General features: G+C 56.3%; 15 protein-coding genes and 1 pseudogene. 7 read left to right on the top strand and 9 right to left on the bottom strand.

Annotation, left to right across the window (positions count from 1 at the left end; genetic code table 11):
- The coding region (locus VEV40_RS01530; protein WP_324829635.1) for an MEDS domain-containing protein at nucleotides 1-883 on the bottom strand (883 nt) is incomplete at its 3' end.
- A 267-nt stretch (nucleotides 884-1,150) separates the two neighbouring features.
- Between VEV40_RS01530 and VEV40_RS01535 the strand changes: the two genes are divergently transcribed.
- Nucleotides 1,151-2,056, top strand: a complete 906-nt coding sequence (locus VEV40_RS01535; protein ID WP_324829636.1) for a rhomboid family intramembrane serine protease — start codon at nucleotides 1,151-1,153, stop codon at nucleotides 2,054-2,056.
- Between the two features lie 6 nt (nucleotides 2,057-2,062).
- Here the strand turns inward: VEV40_RS01535 and VEV40_RS01540 are convergent, their stop codons facing one another.
- Both VEV40_RS01540 and VEV40_RS01545 read right to left on the bottom strand, forming a co-directional pair.
- Nucleotides 2,063-2,383: a transcriptional regulator gene (locus VEV40_RS01540; RefSeq protein WP_324829637.1), complete on the bottom strand. Its 321-nt coding sequence runs from the start codon at nucleotides 2,381-2,383 to the stop codon at nucleotides 2,063-2,065.
- A gap of 757 nt (nucleotides 2,384-3,140) precedes the next feature.
- A complete protein-coding gene (locus VEV40_RS01545) occupies nucleotides 3,141-3,488 on the bottom strand; it encodes a helix-turn-helix domain-containing protein (protein ID WP_414637769.1) in 348 nt (115 codons plus the stop codon).
- 337 nt (nucleotides 3,489-3,825) lie between these two features.
- Between VEV40_RS01545 and VEV40_RS01550 the strand changes: the two genes are divergently transcribed.
- Nucleotides 3,826-4,719 carry a YihY/virulence factor BrkB family protein gene (locus tag VEV40_RS01550; protein ID WP_324829640.1) on the top strand — a complete coding sequence of 298 codons (894 nt, stop codon included), beginning with the start codon at nucleotides 3,826-3,828 and terminating at the stop codon, nucleotides 4,717-4,719.
- 14 nt (nucleotides 4,720-4,733) lie between these two features.
- Here the strand turns inward: VEV40_RS01550 and VEV40_RS01555 are convergent, their stop codons facing one another.
- The 3 genes from VEV40_RS01555 to VEV40_RS01565 all read right to left on the bottom strand — a co-directional run bounded on the left by VEV40_RS01555 (nucleotide 4,734) and on the right by VEV40_RS01565 (nucleotide 7,484).
- Nucleotides 4,734-5,534: a DUF1223 domain-containing protein gene (locus VEV40_RS01555; protein WP_324829642.1), complete on the bottom strand. Its 801-nt coding sequence runs from the start codon at nucleotides 5,532-5,534 to the stop codon at nucleotides 4,734-4,736.
- Nucleotides 5,535-5,701: 167 nt separating this feature from the next.
- Nucleotides 5,702-6,445, bottom strand: a complete 744-nt coding sequence (gene fabG / locus VEV40_RS01560) for a 3-oxoacyl-[acyl-carrier-protein] reductase (protein ID WP_324829643.1) — start codon at nucleotides 6,443-6,445, stop codon at nucleotides 5,702-5,704.
- Nucleotides 6,446-6,605: 160 nt separating this feature from the next.
- The gene (locus tag VEV40_RS01565) at nucleotides 6,606-7,484 is read right to left on the bottom strand and encodes a DUF2071 domain-containing protein (protein ID WP_324829644.1); all 879 of its coding nucleotides are present in this window, start codon (nucleotides 7,482-7,484) and stop codon (nucleotides 6,606-6,608) included.
- Nucleotides 7,485-7,521: 37 nt separating this feature from the next.
- Between VEV40_RS01565 and VEV40_RS01570 the strand changes: the two genes are divergently transcribed.
- From VEV40_RS01570 to coaD, 4 genes are all read left to right on the top strand, one after another.
- Entirely contained in the window at nucleotides 7,522-9,078 is a 1,557-nt protein-coding gene (locus VEV40_RS01570; RefSeq protein ID WP_324829645.1) for an FAD-dependent thymidylate synthase, read from the top strand.
- A gap of 103 nt (nucleotides 9,079-9,181) precedes the next feature.
- Nucleotides 9,182-9,550 (top strand): nuclear transport factor 2 family protein, encoded by a 369-nt coding sequence (locus VEV40_RS01575; protein ID WP_324829646.1) that lies wholly within the window; start codon nucleotides 9,182-9,184, stop codon nucleotides 9,548-9,550.
- A 139-nt stretch (nucleotides 9,551-9,689) separates the two neighbouring features.
- The gene (recA, locus tag VEV40_RS01580) at nucleotides 9,690-10,766 is read left to right on the top strand and encodes a recombinase RecA (RefSeq protein WP_324829647.1); all 1,077 of its coding nucleotides are present in this window, start codon (nucleotides 9,690-9,692) and stop codon (nucleotides 10,764-10,766) included.
- Nucleotides 10,767-10,870: 104 nt separating this feature from the next.
- Complete coding sequence (gene coaD / locus VEV40_RS01585; protein WP_324829648.1) at nucleotides 10,871-11,365, top strand: pantetheine-phosphate adenylyltransferase; 495 nt, start codon at nucleotides 10,871-10,873, stop codon at nucleotides 11,363-11,365.
- A 12-nt stretch (nucleotides 11,366-11,377) separates the two neighbouring features.
- Here coaD and VEV40_RS01590 read toward each other — a convergent pair whose 3' ends face one another.
- Nucleotides 11,378-12,133, bottom strand: a complete 756-nt coding sequence (locus tag VEV40_RS01590; protein WP_324829650.1) for a metallophosphoesterase family protein — start codon at nucleotides 12,131-12,133, stop codon at nucleotides 11,378-11,380.
- A gap of 10 nt (nucleotides 12,134-12,143) precedes the next feature.
- Nucleotides 12,144-13,400, bottom strand: coding sequence for a cation:proton antiporter (locus tag VEV40_RS01595; protein ID WP_324829652.1), 1,257 nt, complete (start codon nucleotides 13,398-13,400; stop codon nucleotides 12,144-12,146).
- Nucleotides 13,401-13,772: 372 nt separating this feature from the next.
- Between VEV40_RS01595 and VEV40_RS20630 the strand changes: the two are divergent.
- Nucleotides 13,773-13,911 (top strand): annotated as a pseudogene (locus tag VEV40_RS20630) (Clp protease N-terminal domain-containing protein); the annotation flags it as partial.
- A gap of 611 nt (nucleotides 13,912-14,522) precedes the next feature.
- Here VEV40_RS20630 and VEV40_RS01605 read toward each other — a convergent pair.
- A complete protein-coding gene (locus tag VEV40_RS01605) occupies nucleotides 14,523-15,311 on the bottom strand; it encodes an SGNH/GDSL hydrolase family protein (RefSeq protein ID WP_324829656.1) in 789 nt (262 codons plus the stop codon).
- Between the last annotated feature and the right edge of the window lie 16 nt (nucleotides 15,312-15,327).

The raw sequence follows: 15,327 nt of genomic DNA on the forward strand, positions 1-15,327 counted from the left end.
CTCTGTCAGCATGAAACTCAGAGATGTGATGGCCGATGTACTCATGCGCCTCATAGCCGGTGAGCGACAATTCAGCTTTGTTGGCCCACAAAATCGTGCCATCAGCGGCAACCCAGTGCATGCCGATCGCAGCATTCTCAAGATAGTCCTTTAGCTCGGCTTCGCTTTCTTCCAGCGCCTGCTGCGTCCTCTTTCGCTCGCCGATTTCAGCTTCGAGCGCCTGCGCCTTCTGTTGCAGCAGAACGATGGCGCGAAGCCGCTCTTCAGCGTTCAACGAGGCCGTATATTGTTCCGTCGGCGTCACGGCGGAGTGTTCGGCGCAGATGTGGGAGAAAAGACTTGCGCTTTCCGGCTGCGAAAAAAGATGAATAGGATAAGCGCAGTGCAGTTGAAAGGCATGGGTCTGGGCCAGTACGTTCCAAAGCTCTTCCAGGCGAAGTGCCGCCTCATGATTTCCTTCCGCCCATAAAATGGCGACCATTTCGCCAAAAACCGCGATGCGGCGCTGTTCTCCGCCTATTGGGTGCCCCACGCGGCTGATAAGGTCGCCAACGACTTTAAGAAAACGGCCCGCATCGGGCTGGCCGTCCACCATGAATTCCTTCAGCAACTCAGCCGAATCCAGCCAGAAAAAGCGTTTGGCGGCGACCAGGCCTGGATCTATACCGCGATCTCGCAGGGTGGTATAAAGGCCCATCCTGTGGGCTTCGGTGGTAATGGCAAGAGCAATGTCGCCCGATCCCAGGGCTGAGCCAAGAAACCGGCCCACCTCTTCCAGCAGGAAGGAATCATCTTCATAGAATTGAACACTGTGGCCCTCGAAGCGAGGAGTGTCCCATTGCCGTAAGGGCGCGAAAGAGCTGTCGCCACTCTGGATTTTCATTACTGTACGCCTTCCCCTCGCTGCCCTTCTGACGTACTTAGATGGTTTAGAAAACAATCAACATAGGTTTAGAGGGGTACCAGACCAATACACTTTTAGCTGAGGAGATGCAGTCCCTACTGCAGATGTTGTCTTAGGTTGGCCACAAAGCCAGTCTTGTATTCACTGAGATTCAATCATTTGAAGTACGGGCTGTCCTTCGAGGTGAATCATTAGCGCGACAGCGGAGCCGATGAAACTGGGTTAAGGTATAAGTTGAGTCGGATTATGAGCGGTTCATGGCAGAACGACAGCGGCAACGGCGGCCCGTTTCATGCGGCGCACGCTGAACCCGAAATTCTGCCTCCTGAGGGAAGTCCTGAAGCGGCGGAGAGGCCGCAGCCGTATTACTACCAGCCCCAGCCGCAACCCATTCCACCGCCACAGCGGAACAGGCCGCGCTGGGCCTACGCGCCCGCGACTTATATCCTGGTCGGCATCAACTGCGCCGTTTTTCTGGGAATGCTCTTCAGCGGCGTCTCCATCCTCGGACCAACGCCTGAGCAGCTACTGAACTGGGGCGCCGACTATGGGCCCTATGTGCTTGTTCTGGATCAATGGTGGCGTCTGCTAACGGCGACCTTCGTGCACATCGGCATCATTCATCTGGCCACCAATATGTGGTGCCTGTGGAACCTCGGCCTGCTGGGCGAGCCGCTCATGGGACCCTTCGGCATGGCGGCCACTTATTTTCTTACCGGAATCGCCGGCAATCTGCTCAGTACGGCTGTTCATCCAGGCGTACCCGGTGGCGGAAGCGGCATCGTAGGCGCGGGAGCTTCGGGCGCGGTCTTCGGCCTCGCCGGAGCGCTGATCGTGCTGCTCAAGTCGCCGCTGCTGCCACTGCCGCGGGTGGAAGTGCAGCGCCTGCGCCGCAGCGTAATCTGGTTTGCCGTGCTGAACTTCGTCATCGGCGCAGGGACCTGGGTCGCGCGCACCTCAATCCAGATCGACAACATGGCCCACTTAGGCGGTTTCCTGAGCGGACTCGCTTTCGCCGTGCCGCTTGTGCCCCGCATCGGCGCGAGGCGTGAAGTTTTCCTGCGCCGCCGGTGGTTTGCTGTGCTGGGCATGGGCTTCCTGCTGTTGCTCGTCGCCTTCGGCGTCCACTCGTTTTATATGGGCGGCAGATAACAGACTCTAGTAAGATGAACGTCCGCTGCGCTTCTTTATCGTTTTCATTGTGAGCCAATAATCATCGAGCTGCCGCTTTCCTTCACTCGACAACTCCGCGGTGGTCAACGTCTTTTTCCCCTTGAAAGTCTTATCGATGTAAACGAGTCCCGCTTCTTCCAGCCGCGTGAGCTGCACTGAAAGATTTCCCTTGCTGAGTCCAGTGGTCTTTTGCAGAAAGAGAAAGTCTGCAGAAGCACACGACGAGAGCACAGTAAGAATGGCCAGCCGCGCCGGTTCGTGAATTGTGCGATTCACGTCAGGGAATTCAAAGGGCTTTTCAGGCATCTACTTCTTCGCCAGCATCGCCAAACAGACGCAGCAGGAGCATGTGATCCGCAATCGCGAGAGCGAGCATGGTTGCGCACATTGCCGCGAAAAGTATCAGCGGATTCCCCACTCTGAATAATCCAAGCACCCCGATTACGATCAGGAGCGCTACGCCCGCGCTACAACAGATCGTTCTTGCTCTCGGGGCTTCCGAATCAAAAAGAAAATGCTCACCGTAAAGGCAATGTAGAAAGGGATCCAGGTGGAGGGCCTACCTGGGCGGGAGGAAATGATTCCGGGCATTACGAGTACCGCAAAAAACGCAATCAGAAGCACCCATTGAAACCATCGTACCGGCGTTCTTCTGGCGAACAGGGGTAAATCAGGCTTCAGCCATCCAAAGTGCATTCGATAATAACGCCCCATCTGCCAGAACCACAGTGGAAGTACGATAAGTACTCCAATGATGATGGCCACTCTGCCCGCAAATCCGAATTGGGAGCGTATCGGCGCAATAAGCGAGCCCGCAAACCAAAGAGGCGCCAGGCGCAGTCCCTGAAGGTCGTAATAGTGCCGGGTCAGATAAGCGAGACGGTCGTACTTCTCCACGGGTTGGTTTATAACATAAACCGCTTATTGGTGAATGCCTCCATTCGCACTTTCATGAATGGAATTGACCAGGAAGGGAAACAGCAATACCCCACCCTTCATGCTTCGGGTGGGGCATTGACCACGATGTAACCTGGGCAATAGTAAGAGCGGCCAGGGTGGAGGTTCAGCGAACAGCTGTCGTCGCGAACTTCTTCACCATGGCGAGCAGCAGCTTGCGATCACTGTCGTTCAGGTTAGAAGAGTAGCGGCGTATCTGCGTAAGAAAGCGAAGCTCGTCGTCCGAGAGCCGGTGTGTGTCCAGTTCCCGTCCGAGCGTATCCTCGGCGAAAAATTGTGAGAGCGGTAAATCCAACGCGCTTGCGATCTTGGAGAGAGTGTCGAGCGAGGGAACGGTATGACCGTTTTCCACTCTCGACAGGTAACAGCGCAGCAGGCCGGTGCGCTTTTCTATATCACCCTGCGACAACCCTTTTTGCAACCGATAACCCCTAATGGTTATTCCAATTTTCATAATTGTGGTCCTATGTCCACATTCCCCTTTTCTGCACTGCAAAAGGTGGTTTGTTTTATTATTGCCTGCATAGTTAACACGTTGATAGGGGCGAAGCAAGTATTTTTTTCGGTATTTCGTAATCATTACTTCGCCTGAACCATCAAGGGTTCATCCAGGCAAAGGGATTTACTTCATTACCTGCCAGATTTTCCGCGGAAACTTGCCATTTGCTTTTCCTGTTCGTTCTTTTATTGCCAGCATATAGCGCGTAGTTATTTGCGCCAGGGCAATAAAGATGGCAATCTCGCGCATACCATGGGCGGTAAGGTGCATCCATGCAAAACAGGCTGGACGCATGATCGTTGCAGAAAAGCTGCGGGTCAGGACAACGCGCTTTTTGCAGAGCGCAGGCAGCATTATCGCCCTTGTTTACAATGAGCTGTGGCGGACGCGCGTTTTTACCGCTGCGGCCGCTCTGGCCTTTTACTTCACCTTTTCTCTTGCGCCACTGCTTATTCTTTTCGCTTCACTGCTCTGGTATTTGCCGGTTACGGCCCTTGTGAGCCAGCTGCTTACCATTCTGGCGGCTCTCATTCCACCAGATTCAATGCATCTGGTTCAGAAAGTTGTTCTCAGTTTTCTCGAACCGGGCCATGCCAAACTTATTTCTTTCGGCATTCTGGGTTATCTGTGGTCGGCGACCAGCGGTTTTTCCGAACTCATTGAAGCTCTTGATATCGCATACGATGTCCAGGATTGCCGCCCATGGTGGCGCGAGCGGCTGCAAGCGCTGCTGCTCACATTTACTGTCGGCGGACTGGGGCTGCTCTCGTTGATGGCCATCGTTGCCGGACCACATTTCGGCCACCTGCTGGCTATGGTTTTCCCTGTGCCTGGTATCTTCGCCCACGGCTGGCCAGCGCTGCGATGGACCATTACTATTGCCACTTTTGTCGCCGCCCTGGAGCTGGTGTACTATCTCGGTCCGCATGCAAGGCACACCTTCTGGTCTACGCTACTGGGAGCGGCGGTCGCTGTAGGCATGTGGTTTGCCGGCTCCTTCGGCCTCAGTTTTTACCTGGACCATCTTGCCCATTACAACAAGACCTACGGCTCGCTCGGAGCCGTGATTGGTCTCATGCTGTGGCTGTATATCAGCGCGCTCGCTGTGCTCATCGGGGCAGAACTCAATGCTGAACTGGGGAAGCGCAGAAAACCGCGTTCCAGTCTTTCGCGGGCGATTGTCTAAAACAATCGAGAGGTTCAAACCTCCTGTTGCGCCGCCCCGAAAATCTCGCCGTTCTGCCCTTTCTGGGCAAAAATAATCAGCCGCATTTTGTCATGGCTTACGCCATGAGGCAGCTTGACTTCAACCGGTCCCGAATACGGTCCGTGCAGTGAAAAGATCTTCTGCATCACCCGCACCACGGACACATGGGTCAGCGTTTTGCCGGAGTTCTCACCTTTGGCCACGTTCGACGTGTCCTCATCATCGGCCAGCGCAGCATAGAGAGTTGTGCCCTTTGCTGTCTGTGCAGAGAGTTCCGGCACAGAAATCGTGGCGTGAAGCACATTGCCGTCCCACGAAGCGCCGCTAATCTCGATCTGCAGTTTTCCCGCCATCGCCGCAGCCTTCTCGATGGCCTGAGATACTTGCGGGCCATTGCTGCCGTTTACCTGCTGCATACCATCAATCACCATCTGCGGCGTGTAGACGCTTTCCAGTCGAAAGCGCTGGTTGTAGTCATTCTGCCGCTCGGTCCAAAGCTCAGAGGAAAACGGATCGTGCCATCCGTCGTGGTTCCAGTAGTCCACATGCTCGCTCAATACAATGATGGGAACACCCGCGAAGGTTTTTCTCCGGTCAAGCTCCGCCAGCAGCGCGTCCGCGGGAGGACAACTCGAGCATCCCTCTGAAGTGAACAACTCCGCAACCACCGCCGGCTTTACATCCGGCGCGGGAGGAGCCGCGGTCTGCGCGGCGCCACATGGTTGCAATCCCGCCACAAGGGCCACGACAAAAGAAAAGGCGCAAACGCTCATGGATGATTTACCTGTCTTCATGATTCGCCTGTTCGACGCAGCTTGCAAAGCCCTTGTTCCACCGGATGAACAGCATATTTCGCACGTTCCGTCCAAACCCTGAACAAGGTGTGACCGCTCATAAAGAAAGCACGGCTGCATCAATGTTGAAGAATGGCGCCGCAGGCGCGTCCGCCTAAACGGCAAGTTTACATGTACATGCCGCCGTTTACGTCCAGCACATGTCCGGTGATGTAAGCAGCGTCATCCGAAGCCAGGAAGCGAACGGCATGGGCGATGTCCTCATCCGTCCCCGGACGGTTCAGCGGAATCTGACCCAGCATTGCCGTGCGCTGTTTTTCATCGAGCACCGCCGTCATCGCCGTCTCAATGTATCCCGGAGCGACAGCGTTCGCTGTGATGTTGCGTGAAGCCAGCTCGCGCGCCAATGACTTGGTGAAGCCGATCAGCCCGGCCTTGCTGGCAGCGTAGTTTGCCTGCCCCGCCTGCCCCGTCTCACCGACCACGCTTGAAATATTGATGATCCGTCCCCAGCGCGCCTTCATCATGGAACTGATGAGCGCCTGTGTCAGCAGAAACGTTCCCGTCAGATTCGTATTGATGACGTCGTCCCAGTCCGCGCGTTTCATGCGCAGCAGCAGCGTGTCTTTTGTGATGCCGGCGTTGTTGACCAAAATGTGCACGCTGCCGAAGTGCTCCAGCACGGCTTTCGCCGTTGCTTTGATTGATTCCTCGCTCGCAACATCCAGCACAAAAGCCTTCGCCGTGCCTCCATCAGTGGCAATCTCAGCGACAACTTCATTCAGCTTCGACTCATTGCGCGCGGCAACGGCAACACTGGCTCCAGCGCGCGCCAGCGCAATGGCGCACGCTCGCCCAATCCCTTGCGATGCCCCAGTGACCAGCGCAACTTTTCCTTCCAATGACGGCACAGCACTTCTCAACTTTCTTTCTGAATTCGCAAAACGAAATTATAGAAGCTTAGCCACAGACTACGGGTGCCCCATCCTTTGCGGATCGGGGTCCACTCACGCGCGGTGTTCGCGTGATGGGGTGAGGAGCAAATGGTGGGAGGCAACATAAGACTCGCAACTACAAAGGCTTCGCCGCCGGAACAGCCTGCGCCGCCGCATGTTTCGCCAGAGCAGGCAGCAATTCCAGTTGCCATACATACACCACCAGCTCGCGCGCATAGTGCAGCAACGGCTTCGTGTCCGGCAGATGAATCCCATGCGCCTGCGGCAGCTCGTTGATCTCAATTTCCGCCTCAGCCATCTCCAGCGGCCATGGCATGTGATGGATGTTCCCGCGATACAGCGTGCCGCGCTTGTCCGTCGTATAGAGACAGTAGCGTTCTGTCAGAAATGATTCGATGCCCCCCTTCGCGCTCGCCTGCTGCAGGCTCCTGTAGCGCGCGCGAAAGCGGACATGGTCAAGCGTAAGCAGGCGTGTGCTCTGATACCGGAACTCGCGCTGATCTTCAGATTCAATTTTCATATGCGCCCAGTAATAGGGCAGTTTGAAGAAAGTACGAGCAACGGCTACGGCCGCCGGGTTCGCCGCGTCAAGCGAAAAGAAGTAGACGCCGGACAAGTTCGAGTGGCGCTCGCGCACATAGGTCCGCAAATTCAGTTCCGGAAAATGATTGGCACCGGGTATCAGCGGCATGCCGCGCAGCCGGATGCGGTCCATCCAGAACGGAACCACCCCTACCCATGCCGACCCGTCAAAGGTGTCCACAACCAACCCTGGAGGCAGCAAATGCGCCAAGTCCATGGGAGGAACCGGCCAGTGTGCGAAGAGAAGATCATTCCAGCGTTGTGTCATGGCCCACGCTGTGCGGGGCAGCGGCCATGGCCGGTGACTGGTCTCAGATAGTATGTCCTTCATTTCGGGCCGGTTCTGAGACATGGGACGCGCCACCGCTCGTTGCAGTTGCAACACCGCGGTAACCTTCCGGGATTGTGCCATCTCTTCCAGAGGCAAATGCCGTATTCTGGTGGCCAACATGTCAGAAACCGTTGCTGAACCCGTAGTCGTCATGCGCGCCGAGCCTCAAAACCAGACAGAAGTTTTTGCCGTTCACGGCGCCGACCCGGAGGTGCTGGCCTACGCCATGGCCAAGTATTCGCGCTCGGCGCTCTCGATGAAGGAGTCTCTCAAAGAAATCAGCAGCCAGCGCGCTGAACAGTTTCTCAACACATTCTATTTCCAATACGGCCACCGCTCCATCGCTGATCTGGCCCATATCGCCTTCGCCGTCGAGCGCCTATCGCTGCTCGCCGCCATCTCGCTCGTCGACGAGCAGCGCTGGGACGGACAGGAACGCTCAACACGATATCAGAACTTCAAGAAGAGCAGTTGGTACATGCCCGACTTTGGCACCGACCGCGACGCAGCCCAACTCTACCGCGAATCCATTGAAGGATTGTTTACCGCCTATCACGAACTTGCTGAAGGCATGTTTGAGTCGCTGAAAAATCAGGTCGCCAGGCCAAACGAAATGAAGCAGGAAAGCTACGACCGGACTTTAAAAGCACGGGCATTCGACGTGGCACGCTACCTGCTGCCGCTGGCAACCAACACCTCGCTAGGCCAGATCGTGAACGCGCGCACGCTGGAAACCCAGGTCTCGCGCCTGCTGTCGAGCCCTTATGCCGAAATCCGCGAACTCGGAGAGCGTCTGCGCGCCGCCGCTACCGGACCAGCCTGGAACGTCCACGCCGAAGAGTTGGCTGGCCTGCAGCGTGAGATTGCCGCGCTCGACCCAGCTCTGGGAGCCAAAGCTGAAGCCCTGCTGACCCGCGAAGTGAAAACCGCGCCTACGCTAGTCAAATACGCCGCGTCCAATAGTTATGAGATCGAGACCAAACGCGAACTGTTGCAAGCTGCCGCCGAACTTATGCAGGGAGAAGCCATCCAACCTGCTCCACTTGTAGATCTCGTAGAACGCGCAGAATCCCTCGAAGTCGAAATCGCAACGACGCTGCTCTATGGATCGTGCCACTATCCGTACCGTCAGCTCCGAAACCGTGTTGCATCCCTTAGCGAAGCCCGAATCAACGAACTCATCGCTTTGGGCACGCGCCATCGCAGCAAGCACGATGAGCTGCTGCGCGAATTTTCTGCCGGACAAACCTTGCGCTTCGATATTCTCATGGACATCGGCGGCTTCCGCGACATGCACCGTCACCGCCGCTGCATCCAGGTCTTGCAGCGCTATACCACTGCCCACGGATACGCCATCCCCGAAGGCGTTGCCGAAGCCGGCCTGCAATTGCAGTATGAGGCCGCAGTGCAGTCCGCCCACAATTCCCACGACAAACTGGGAACCGAATCTGCCGACTACCTCCTGCCGCTGGGCACACGCATACGCGCCCTCTTCAAAATGGACTTTGCCGAAGCTCTCTACATCTCCGAATTGCGAAGCCAACAGCAGGGTCACTTCTCCTACCGCCGGGTGGCATGGGAAATATACGAAGCAGTCAGAAAACAGTATCCTTCGCTGGCGCAGTACTTCCGGGTGACAGATGTGAACGAACCAGTGGATCTGCTCAAAAGATAACGGGGCCTGCCTGAGCGTAGTCGAAGGGTGGTGAAGAAGTTTTCCTCTGTGTACTTTTGCACAACCGTGGCGTCCTTTGCGGTAAAAAGGATACAAATAAGCAATGAACCTATCATCGGCCACGATTGAGACGTTTCGCCACATCTATACCGCCTTCAATCGCCGAGAAATCGACACCGTGCTTGCAGCCATGCACCCGGATGTCGACTGGCCGAACGGCTGGGAGGGTGGCCGTGTTCACGGCCATGGAGCCGTTCGCGATTACTGGACACGCCAGTTTAAAGCCGTCAGCTCAAACGTGGAACCGCAAGGCTTCAGGACAGAGCCGGACGGAAGCATTGTCGTCACCGTGCACCAGGTCGTCCACGATATGGAAGGAAAGCTATTCTCCGACAGCATGGTCGAGCATGTCTACACACTCGAAGACGGCCTGATCCGAAAGATGGACATCCGTTCTCAAGAACAGCGTTAAACATGGCAAGATTACGAAAGTTTTTGATTTTTCTTCGCCCGCCGGCAAATGACTGCTAGAATCGCCTTAAAACGACACGTTTTCCTCACAAAACACGCGTATTCTGGCGCTAAAGAGCGCCTAAAACTGGAGAAATATTGTGGCAGATGACCGTACCCGCGCCGTAGAACTGGCGCTTTCGCAGATCGAGAAGCAATTCGGTAAAGGCTCCATTATGCGCCTCGGCAGCAAAGAAGCCGTGGTGCCCATTTCGACCATTTCTACCGGCTCGATCTCGTTTGACGCCGCGCTTGGTGTGGGCGGAGTGCCCCGCGGCCGCGTGATTGAAATCTTCGGACCGGAATCCTCGGGGAAAACGACCATCACGCTGCAAATCATCGCCGAAGCGCAAAAGAACGGTGGCATGGCGGCCTTCGTTGACGCCGAGCACGCGCTCGACCCTGGTTATGCAAAAAAGCTGGGCGTGGATGTCGATAACCTGCTCGTTTCGCAGCCCGATTACGGCGAACAGGCTCTCGAAATTACCGAGGCACTCGTTCGCTCCGGTGCCATTGATGTACTCGTAGTCGATTCAGTGGCCGCGCTTGTCCCCAAGGCCGAGCTCGACGGCGAAATGGGTGACTCGCACGTTGGCTTGCAGGCCCGTCTTATGTCTCAGGCGCTGCGTAAGCTTACCGGGACAGTCTCAAAGTCGCGCACCTGCCTCATTTTCATCAATCAAATCCGCGAAAAGATCGGCGTCATGTTCGGCAATCCGGAGACCACCACCGGAGGCCGCGCCCTCAAGTTCTACTCAACCGTCCGCATCGACATCCGCCGCATCTCCGCCGTGAAGGAAGGCGATGTGGTCGTCGGTGCGCGCACCAAGGTCAAGATTGTAAAAAACAAGGTGGCCGCGCCCTTCCGCGAAGCCGAGTTCGACATCCTCTACGGCGAAGGCATTTCGCGCGAAGGCGATGTGCTCGATCTGGCCGTGAACAACAACATCGTCGAGAAGTCCGGCGCATGGTACAGCTACAGCGGCGAGCGCATCGGCCAGGGCCGCGAAAACGTCCGCTCCTTCCTCAAGGACAACAAGGAAACCTTCGAAAAGATTAATACCGAACTGCGCCAGAAACTGAAAATCGGCGCTCCCGCTCCGACAGAACTTCCTCCGGTTCCAGTCAACGGAGCCGCCGCCGCGCAGGAAGCGGTCAGGCCCGCAAGACGACAGTAAGTTTTCAGCTGCCCTCAAACTTCAACGGCAGGCTTAATGCCTGCCGTTTTATCTGTGGCCATGAAATTGTGTGCTTCCTGGATCGCGGCTACAATTCTTCTGGCGTGAATACTGTAAAAGCCATCTATCCGGGCAGCTTCGATCCGGTCACGAACGGGCATCTTGACCTCATCGCCAGAGGGTCGAAGATATTCGACCATCTGGTTGTGGCCATCCTCAGAAATTCGTCGAAAAACCCTCTGTTTACAGTCGAAGAACGCGAAGAGATGCTGACCGAAGCGCTCGCCGGATTCGACAATGTGTCCGTAGCCACATTTGACGGCCTGCTCGTCGACTTTGTCCGCGAGCAGCACGCGCAGGCGGTGATGCGCGGCATCCGCGCTATCAGCGATTACGAATACGAGCTGCAGATGGCCCTGATGAACCGCCGTCTCGCGCCGGACCTGGAAACCATCTTCCTTATGCCCGACGGCAAGTATTCCTTTGTCAGTTCGCGGCTGGTGAAAGAAGTCTTCACCCTCGGTGGGTCGATTGAAGGACTGGTGCCACAGTTTGTCATCGATCGCCTGAAGGCGCGCGTCCCCAATGGTCACCCTTAAGCCTGACACTGTCTAACCCAATGCAACCCGGCCAAATGCCTCCAACATTTCTTTTTCTGATGGAGGATGCAGAACATTGCGTACCGCAAAGTCCTCGGCTTGCAGGTATTTGGTGCTTCGAATGCTAGCTGCCGCATTCTCAAGGTCATAGGGCGTGCGTAGGAACTGAACATCGGGCCCAAGCAGAAGCCAGTACGCCCCCGGCTCCCCAAAAGGCATTCCCACGCTGCCGGCATTCAAAATCCGAACGCCTCCCACAACCCGATCAAACTGCATGTGAGTATGGCCGCATACGACTATTTGCGCGCCGAGTTCATCAAAAACAGGCAAGAGACAGTCTTCAGGCGTGAGGCGCGTAAATATCTCGGTGTCGTTGCGCGGAGTAGCGTGGCAAAACAGCACTTCACCTAATCCATCAATCTGAATACGAAGAGAATCCGGCCAACTCGCTAAAAGCTGTTTGTCTTCCGAATGAAGCTGCTGCGCTGCCCACCGCACAGGCTCTCGCCACTGTTCCGGAGCCGTGCGAAACCAGTCTGTTTCCTTGCCTTCCATCTGCGCCAGCACCTCGCGGTCGCCATTCCCGTGGATGAACTGTACAGGAACGTCAAGGTCGAGCAGCCGCGCGATTGTTTTGCGTGGCATGGGGCCGGGCAATACGTCACCGCCAACGACGATCCTATCTACTTCTACCCGTCGGATGTCTTCAAGTACGGCCTCAAGCGCAGGAAGGTTTGCGTGAATGTCATAGATTGACGCTATTCGCATTGGTGTGCCACTAGGCCGCAGTCGTTTCCAGGCTCTTCGCGCGTTCGTCCTGAACATCTCCATTCTTTACGCCGAGCAGGTTCAGAATCGGCGTCGTGCTCATCGTCGTTAGTAGCGCCATTACCACTAGCATGGTGAAAAGGGTCGGCGAAAACGCGCCAACGTTGTAAGCGATGTTCAGCACCACTAGCTCTACAAGGCCGCGCGTATTCAGCAAAGCGCCCAGTGCTGCGGCGTTGCGCCACGATTGCCCTGTCCAGCGCGCGGCCAGCGCAGCGCCGCCCATCTTGCCGAAGACCGCGCCCACGAGCACAATCCCGCTCCACCACCACATCGCCACGTCATTCAGCAGATCGAGCCGCGTGCGTAGCCCGGTCAGGGCGAAGAACAACGGCAGCAGCAGGACCGAGGTAATCATGTCCAGCCGCGCCCGAAGCGCCGTCTGCCACTCAGGAACGCGCGGGAAGCAGACCCCGGCAAGAAACGCGCCAAACAGTGGATGAATCCCGATCCACTCCGTGGCGGCAGCCGAAGCCAGCGTTCCGGCAATGATCGCGCCCAGCAGCTCCAGTGAAAGCCCCGGCTTCTTGCGCATCTTTACCGCCCGTGCAGCCAGTGGGCGAACGATGCCGAGCATCAGCACGAGATATCCGCCCAGTCCGGCAAGCCGAATCGGCAGTGAAGCCGAGCCGCCGTCGGCGCCGATCAGTGCCAGCGCGAGCGCCAGCAATAGCCAGCCGATCAGGTCATTGACTGCCGCGCTCAGGATCGCGGTCACGCCCAGTGGAGTGCTCTGCAGTTCGCGCTCTTCCAGAATGCGCGCCAGCACCGGGAAAGCCGTGATGCTCATGGCGATGCCGAGAAAGATGACGAAGGGAATGCTGCCGATTCCATGCGGAGCGAAGCGGATACGAAGTGAATGAGCCAGCAGGGCGCCTACGAAAAAGGGAACGAAAATGCTGGTTGCGCTGGAGATGACCGCAGTTTTCCGATGTGCGGAAAGCTGCTCGTAGTCCAGCTCCATCCCAATCAGAAATAAATACAGAATCAGCCCCACCGTCGAAAGCATGTCCAGCAAGTGCAACGAAGCCACTGGGAAGAGCGCTGCTGAAGCGTGAGGTGAAATCCGCCCCAGCACGGACGGCCCCAGCAGGATGCCGCCAATAATCTCGCCAATCACGCGCGCCTGCCCAAGCTTGCGCGCCAGCCATCCGCAGACAATGGTGACGCCGAGAACGACGGACATCTGGATGAGGAGGAGGGTCATAAGAGCGGCCAGCCTTTTCGTCTCGGATGGGTTTCTTGTTTGAGATGCAGAATATGGCCCGGGGATGGTCGTCATCCCCATTTACAATGCGCGGGAGGGTCCAGCTATGCTGCTATGGTGGACCAGAACCTCCAGCGGCGCAATCGGAATCAAGGGGAAGGCATGTTCGAGCGATATACAGAAAAGGCACGCCGGGTCATCTTCTTTGCCCGCTACGAAGCCTGCACATTTGGCAGCCCTTATATTGAATCCGAGTTCCTGCTGCTCGGTTTGCTGCGCGAAGACCGGCATATAGTCACCCGCTGGCTGGGGAAAAGAGACTGGCCGGCGATTCTGCGCAAAGAGGTTGAGAAGTATGTCGATCTGAGACCGAAGACTGCTACTTCAGTCGATTTGCCTCTATCGAACGAAGTCAAGCGTGTGCTGGCTAATGCCGCCGAGGAAGCTGAGCATCTCGGGCACCAGCACATTGGTACAGAGCACTTGTTCCTCGGCCTGCTGCGTGAGCCCGGATTCCAATACAGGCAAAATACTCATCGGCCATGGCATAGACATCAATATAGTGCGCGAGACCATAGCCAAAGAGAGCGCGCATGCAGGAGACCCTACGAACGTCGAGAGCAGGGCCGTGGCAGCGCAGCGCCACATCATTGAAGTCAGCATCGTTCCGGAAGAGACAAGTCAACCGCTGCAAATCCATTGGGAAAAACGCATTCCTGCTGTTGGCGAGATAATCTCGATCGATCAGGACCGGGGCAAGGCGGCCGTCTATCAGATTGTCAAATTGTCAAAGTCGAATGGACTGTCACGGCTATCTCGATCTTCCCGCCTCATCTCACCGCGGTTCGGCTGCATGTTAAGGGACTCCCCACAAATCCATGACTGAGGTTGGGCTAGGTTCCGGTTGGCTAATACAGACGGTTGAAGCCCGCGGCGGATCGTATATCCAAGCTTTTTCCCGAAAGGGTCAAACGCGATCAGGTGGAGGATATGAATCGCACATGGCCGTAGCCTGTTCTTCGATTGTCCCTCTGCCAATGTACTCCTGGAAACGCCGGCAAGTGCTCGGTCTCGACAATAAAGGAAAGCTCTGTCTCTGTAGCCTCTTTCAATTCCATGGCGCTATTGTGAGAGAGCCTTTTCTATGGCCGCTTCCGCGAGCGGGGCCATTATGCGATATCCGGCGTCATTGGGGTGCAATCCGTCGTTGGCCAGGTTCTCTTTCATCATGCCGCGGTCGTCCACCATCGCGCCGTAGTAGTCGAGATACACGAGGTTGTTCTGCTCGCAGTAATGGCGCAGCCATTGGTTAAGTTGCAAAATCTCTTCCGGTGAGCGCTGCAGAAAGAATGCTTGCCGCTGCTTAATGTAATCGTGGATTGGAGTGACTGAGGAAAAGACCACGCGGATGGAATGATCGCGGGCCAATTCCGCCAATGACGCATAATTTGCCTCAGTTTGTTCCACCGTCATAGGTCCAGTATTTCCGGCAATGTCGTTAGTTCCAGCAAGAATGACGACGACTTTCGGCGTAAGGTCTATTACGTCCTGCCGAAAGCGCACCAACATTTGCGGCGTTGTCTGTCCGCTGATGCCGCGATTGATGTAGCCCTTGCCGGGGAAGTAGGTATCCAGCATCCAGCCGTCAGTGATGGAGTCGCCATAGAAGACGACACGATTTTCGCTCGGGCCCGATGATTTGAGTTCTGCATTCGCTTCGCGATACCGATCTAGCTCGCCAAAGTCACTCATGTATGTGGAAACGCGGCTCTCACGCCAGCGTTCGAGACTGAGCACAGCCTGAGACGCCGGGTCGTCCTTTGCCGAAAGCTCTGGCGGCTGCGTCTGAGCAATGACAGACAGAGAACTGCCAATCGAGGCGAAAATAAGAAGGCAAGCAAGTTTGTGCATGAGCACAAAATATCAC

The organism is Alloacidobacterium sp., from assembly GCF_035631355.1.
In the GTDB taxonomy this organism is placed as follows: Bacteria; Acidobacteriota; Terriglobia; order Terriglobales; family Acidobacteriaceae; genus Alloacidobacterium.

Coding starts and splice junctions, on each gene's coding strand:
- VEV40_RS01535 (WP_324829636.1), top strand. CDS start 1,151: ATGAGCGGTTCATGGCAGAACGACAGCGGCAACGGCGGCCCGTTTCAT.
- VEV40_RS01540 (WP_324829637.1), bottom strand. CDS start 2,383: ATGCCTGAAAAGCCCTTTGAATTCCCTGACGTGAATCGCACAATTCAC.
- VEV40_RS01545 (WP_414637769.1), bottom strand. CDS start 3,488: ATGAAAATTGGAATAACCATTAGGGGTTATCGGTTGCAAAAAGGGTTG.
- VEV40_RS01550 (WP_324829640.1), top strand. CDS start 3,826: ATGATCGTTGCAGAAAAGCTGCGGGTCAGGACAACGCGCTTTTTGCAG.
- VEV40_RS01555 (WP_324829642.1), bottom strand. CDS start 5,534: ATGAAGACAGGTAAATCATCCATGAGCGTTTGCGCCTTTTCTTTTGTC.
- VEV40_RS01565 (WP_324829644.1), bottom strand. CDS start 7,484: ATGGCACAATCCCGGAAGGTTACCGCGGTGTTGCAACTGCAACGAGCG.
- VEV40_RS01570 (WP_324829645.1), top strand. CDS start 7,522: ATGTCAGAAACCGTTGCTGAACCCGTAGTCGTCATGCGCGCCGAGCCT.
- VEV40_RS01575 (WP_324829646.1), top strand. CDS start 9,182: ATGAACCTATCATCGGCCACGATTGAGACGTTTCGCCACATCTATACC.
- VEV40_RS01590 (WP_324829650.1), bottom strand. CDS start 12,133: ATGCGAATAGCGTCAATCTATGACATTCACGCAAACCTTCCTGCGCTT.
- VEV40_RS01595 (WP_324829652.1), bottom strand. CDS start 13,400: ATGACCCTCCTCCTCATCCAGATGTCCGTCGTTCTCGGCGTCACCATT.
- VEV40_RS01605 (WP_324829656.1), bottom strand. CDS start 15,311: ATGCACAAACTTGCTTGCCTTCTTATTTTCGCCTCGATTGGCAGTTCT.